Raw genomic sequence first — 4955 nt, forward strand, 5'->3', positions numbered from 1 at the left:
AACTCCACCGAACGCGCGTCATACAGATCCGTCGCATACTCGATCGTGATGTCCAACCCACCCGGCCGACCATCCACCGAACGATGCTCCGCGAAGCCGAAGGTGAGGTCGAACTTGGCGATCTCCACCTTCGAGAACTCGTACGCCGCTTCCAGCCCCGGGAGTTCGGGGGCGTCGGCGGACATGTCGCCGACGGTGAGCATGACCTGGAAGAGGGGGTGCCGGGCGGTGGTGCGCTCGGGGTTGAGAGCTTCGACCAGGCGGTCGAAGGGCAGGTCCTGGTGACTCCACGCGGCCAGGTCGGCCTCCCGGACCCGGCCCAGCAGCTCACGGAAGCTCGGGTCACCACTGGTGTCCGTACGCAGCACGAGCGTGTTGACGAAGAAGCCGACGAGGTCGTCGAGGGCCGGGTCGGTGCGCCCTGCGACGGGTGAGCCGAGCGGGATGTCGTGGCCGGCTCCGGACCGGGACAGCAGGGTCGAGACCGCTGCCTGGGCCACCATGAACAAGGTGCTGCCGGTCTCCTGGGCCAGCGTGGTGAGCGAGTCGTGCAGGTCGGCCGGGCAGTGCACGGTGTGGGTGGTACCCCGGTTGGACGCGGTGGCCGGCCGGGGCCGGTCGGCCGGGAGCGTGGCCTCTTCCGGAAGGTCCGCCAACACTGCACGCCAGTAGTCGAGTTGGCGTTCCTCATCGCTTCCCAGGAGCCGTTGCTGCCAGAGGGAGTAGTCGGCGTACTGGACCGGCAGCGGCTCCCAGGCGGGGGCGGTGCCCTCGGTGCGGGCCTCGTAGGCGGTGGCCAGGTCGCGGAAGAGCGGTCCGTTGGACCAGCCGTCGGAGGCGATGTGGTGGATGACCACCAGCAGGATGTGTTCCTGTTCGCCGACCGAGAGCAGATGTGTGCGGATCGGCGGCTGGACGGCCAGGTCGAAGGTGGCCGCGGAGAGGTCGGCCAGTCGTGCGGTGAGTTCCTCCTCGGTGGTGGTGATCAGAGGCAGGTCGATGGCGGTCGGGGGGAGGATGCACTGGTGGGGGGTGCCCTCGTGAGTGGGGAAGACGGTGCGCAGGCCTTCGTGGCGTGTGGTGAGGTCGGTGAGGGCGAGTCGGAGGGCCTGGTGGTCGAGTGCGCCCTTGAGGCGCAGGGCGAGCGGGATGTTGTAGGTGGCGGAGGGACCTTCCATCTGGTCGAGGAACCACAGCCGCTGCTGTGCGGAGGAAAGCGGGATGATGTCCGGCCGCTCCTCGGGCCTCAGCGCGGGCCGGGGCAGTTCGCCACTGCCCGCGGTGACGCACTCCGAGAGGGCGAGCACCGTCGGGTTGCGGAACAGGTCCTTCACTCCGAGCTGCACCCCGAACGCGCGCCGGATGCGGCTGATCAGGCGGGTGCCCAGCACCGAGTGGCCGCCCCGGTGGAAGAAGTGGTCGTCGATGGTGACCGACGGCAGTCCGAGCACGGCCGCGAAGAGACCGCAGAGCACCTCTTCCTGCAGGGTGCGCGGGGCACGCCCATGGGTGGCGTGGGAGACCTGGGGTGCGGGCAGGGCGCGGCGGTCGACCTTGCCGTTGGTGGTGAGGGGGATCTCGTCGAGGACGACGAAGGCGGACGGGACCATGTACTCGGGCAGCGCGTCCGAGACATGGCCGCGCAGCTCGGCCACGTCGACGCGGGCGCCGTCGGCGGCGACGAGGTAGGCGACGAGGCGCTTGTCGCCGGGCCGGTCCTCCCGGACCACCACGGTCGCCTGCCCCACGCTGTCGTGGCCGGCCAACGCGCCCTCGATCTCACCGAGTTCGATGCGGAAGCCGCGGAGCTTGACCTGCTGGTCCGCGCGGCCGAGGTACTCCACCGAGCCCTCGTGGTTCCAGCGGACCAGGTCACCCGTGCGATACATCCGCGTACCGGCCGGACCGTACGGGTCCGCGACGAAGCGTTCCGCCGTCATGCCCGGCCGGTGGAGGTAGCCCCGGGCGAGGCCGGCTCCGGCGATGTACAGCTCGCCGGGGGTGCCCGGCGGGACCAGCCGCAGGCCCTCGTCGAGCACGTACAGCCGGTGGTTGTCGAGGGGCTCACCGATCGGGATGGCACCCGTGTAGTCCAGCGGGCGGTGGATGCGGTGGGTGGTGGCGAAGGTGGTGGTCTCCGTCGGCCCGTAGCCATTGACGACGGTGACGTCCGGGCAGCGGTCCATGACACGGCGCACCGCCTCCGGCGGGACGACGTCGCCGCCCGCCCACACCTCACGCACCCCGGCGAAGGCCTCCGGAACCTCCTCCGCCATCACCCGGAACAGACCGGCCGTCAGCCAGAGCGAGCTGATCGCGCGCTCGGTCAGCAGCCCGCCCAGGGTCCCGGGGTCGAGGTAGCCCGGAGGCGCCACCACGACCGCTCCGCCGTTCAGCCACGGCACCCAGATCTCGTGGGTGGCGGCGTCGAAGGTGTGCGGTGAGTGGAAGAGCACCCGGGTGTGGTTGCCGTTCGCGTACATGGTCTGCGCGGCCAGGTCCGCGACGTTGCGGTGGGTGACCGCGACGCCCTTCGGGAGTCCCGTGGAACCCGAGGTGAACATCACGTACAGCCACTGGTCGGGGTGGGCGCCGGGTGCCGGTGGTGTGGCGGGGAGGTGGGAGAAGTCGGCGGCTGCGTCGAGCACGACCGTCTCGGCCGCGGTCCGGGCCACGATCGGGTGATCGGCCAGCGCCCGGTCGGTGAGCAGGACCGACGCCGCGGTCTCGGTGAGGATGTGGAGCAGCCGGGTGTCGGGGTCCGCGGTGTTGAGCGGGGCGTAGACACCGCCGGCCTTGACCACCGCGAGGAGCCCGGTGAGCAGGTCGGCCGACCGCTCCATCAGGACGGCGACGACGCTCTCCGGCCGGACGCCGAGGCCCACGAGGTGATGGGCCAGCCGGTTGGTGTCCGCGTCCAGCTCCGCGTAGGTCACCTCGCGGTCGCCGTCGACCAGGGCGATCGCGTCCGGGGTGCGGGCGGCCTGTGCGGCGAACAGTTCCGCGAGGCCCGCGTCCGAGGAGCCGGTGACCGCGCCGTTCCATCCCTCCAGGAGCCGGTGGCGCTCGTCGGGCCCGATGAACTCCAGTTCTCCGACCGGGATTCCGGGGTGTGCGACGGCGTCGCCGAGCAGCCGGACCAGCCGGTCGGCGACCGCTTCGACGGTGCCGGCGTCGTACAGGTCGGTGGCGTACTCGACCCTGATGTCCAGTCCACCGGGACGGCCGTCAGCCGTGCGGTGTTCATGGAAGGAGAAGGTCAGGTCGAACTTGGAGATCTCCAGGGCCGTGAAGCCCGACTCGGCTACCACCCCAGGGAGTTCGAGGGTCGGGGTGAGTGCCTCCTGAAGGGTGAGCACCACCTGGAAGAGGGGGTGCCGGGCGGTGGAGCGCTCGGGGTTGAGGGTCTCCACCAGCCGGTCGAAGGGCAGGTCCTGGTGGGCCCACGCCGCGAGATCGGCCTCGCGGACCCGGGAGAGGAGGTCGCGGAAGCTGGGGTCGCCGCTCAGGTCCGTGCGCAGCACCAGGGTGTTGACGAAGAAGCCGACCAGGTCGTCCAGGGACTGCTCCGAGCGGCCCGCGATCGGGGCGCCGATCGGGATGTCGTCACCCGCGCCGGAGCGGGACAGCGCGGTGGCGACTGCGGCCTGGGCCACCATGAACATCGTGCTGCCGGTCTCCCGGGCCAGTCGGGTCAGCGCGTCGTGGAGTTCCGCGGGTACGTGGACGCTGTGGGTGGAGCCTCGGTAGGTGGCGACCGCCGGGCGCGGACGGTCGGCCGGCAGGGTCGCCTCGTCGGGCAGGCCGTCGAGTGTGCGGCGCCAGTACTCCGCCTGCCGCTCCCCGTCCACCGCCAGCAGCTCCTGCTGCCAGAGGGTGTAGTCGGCGTACTGGACCGGCAGCGGCTCCCACGCGGGGGCGGTGCCCTCGGTGCGTGCCGTGCAGGCGGCTGACAGGTCGCGCAGCAACGGGGTGGTGGACCAGCCGTCGGAGGCGATGTGGTGCATCACGACCAGCAGGACGTGCTCCTGCTCACCGAGTGCGAACAGGGTCGCTCGGAGCGGCAGTTCGGCCTCCAGGTCGAAGCTGCGGGCGGCGTGCGCGCCGAGCTCCGCCTCCAGTGCGGTCTCGGTCACCGCGACGACGGGCAGTTCCACCCGGACCTCGGCCGCCGGCAGCTGCCACTGGTAGGCGGCGTCGTCCGCCATCCCGAAGAGGGTGCGCAGCGACTCGTGCCGCACCACCAGATCGGTGAGCGCGAGCCGGAGGGCCCGCGGGTCGAGTGCGCCGGTGAGACGCAGCGCCAGCGGAATGTTGTACGTCGCCGAGGGTCCCTCCAGGTGGTGCAGGAACCACAGCCGCTGCTGGGCCGAGGAAAGCGGGACCCGCTCGGGCCGCACCGCTTCCCGCAGTGCGGGTCGCTGCACGGCGTCCCCGCCCGCTTCCACGAACTCGGCCAGCGAGGACACCGTCGGGCCCTGGAAGAGGTCCCGGACGGTGATCTGGACGCCGAAGGTCTGCCGGATACGGCTGATGAGACGGGTGGCGAGCAGGGAGTGCCCGCCGAGGTGGAAGAAGTGGTCGTCGATGGTGACCGACGGCAGTCCGAGGACCTCCGCGAAGAGACCGCACAGGACTTCCTCGCCCGGTCCCCGGGGCGCGCGCCCGGTGGTTTCGTTGCTGAACTGCGGGGCGGGCAGGGCGCGTCGGTCGACCTTGCCGTTGACGGTGAGGGGGATCTCGTCGAGGACGACGAAGGCGGACGGGACCATGTACTCCGGGAGCGTGCCGGCGATCTCGCGGCGCACCGCATCGGTGTCGATCCGGGCCCCGTCGGCGGCGACGAGGTACGCGGCGAGACGCTTGTCGCCGGGCCGGTCCTCGCGGACCACGACGGTGGCCTGCGCCACGCCCGGCCGTCCGGCCAGAACGGTCTCGATCTCGCCGGGTTCGAT

At 71.4% G+C, this 4955-nt stretch carries 1 protein-coding gene; it reads right to left on the reverse strand.

The features are described from left to right. Positions 1-4955: amino acid adenylation domain-containing protein (locus ACWCPY_RS42905; protein ID WP_451274587.1), on the reverse strand; the 4955-nt coding region annotated here is incomplete at both ends.

The organism is Streptomyces sp. NPDC002403 (genome assembly GCF_053593015.1).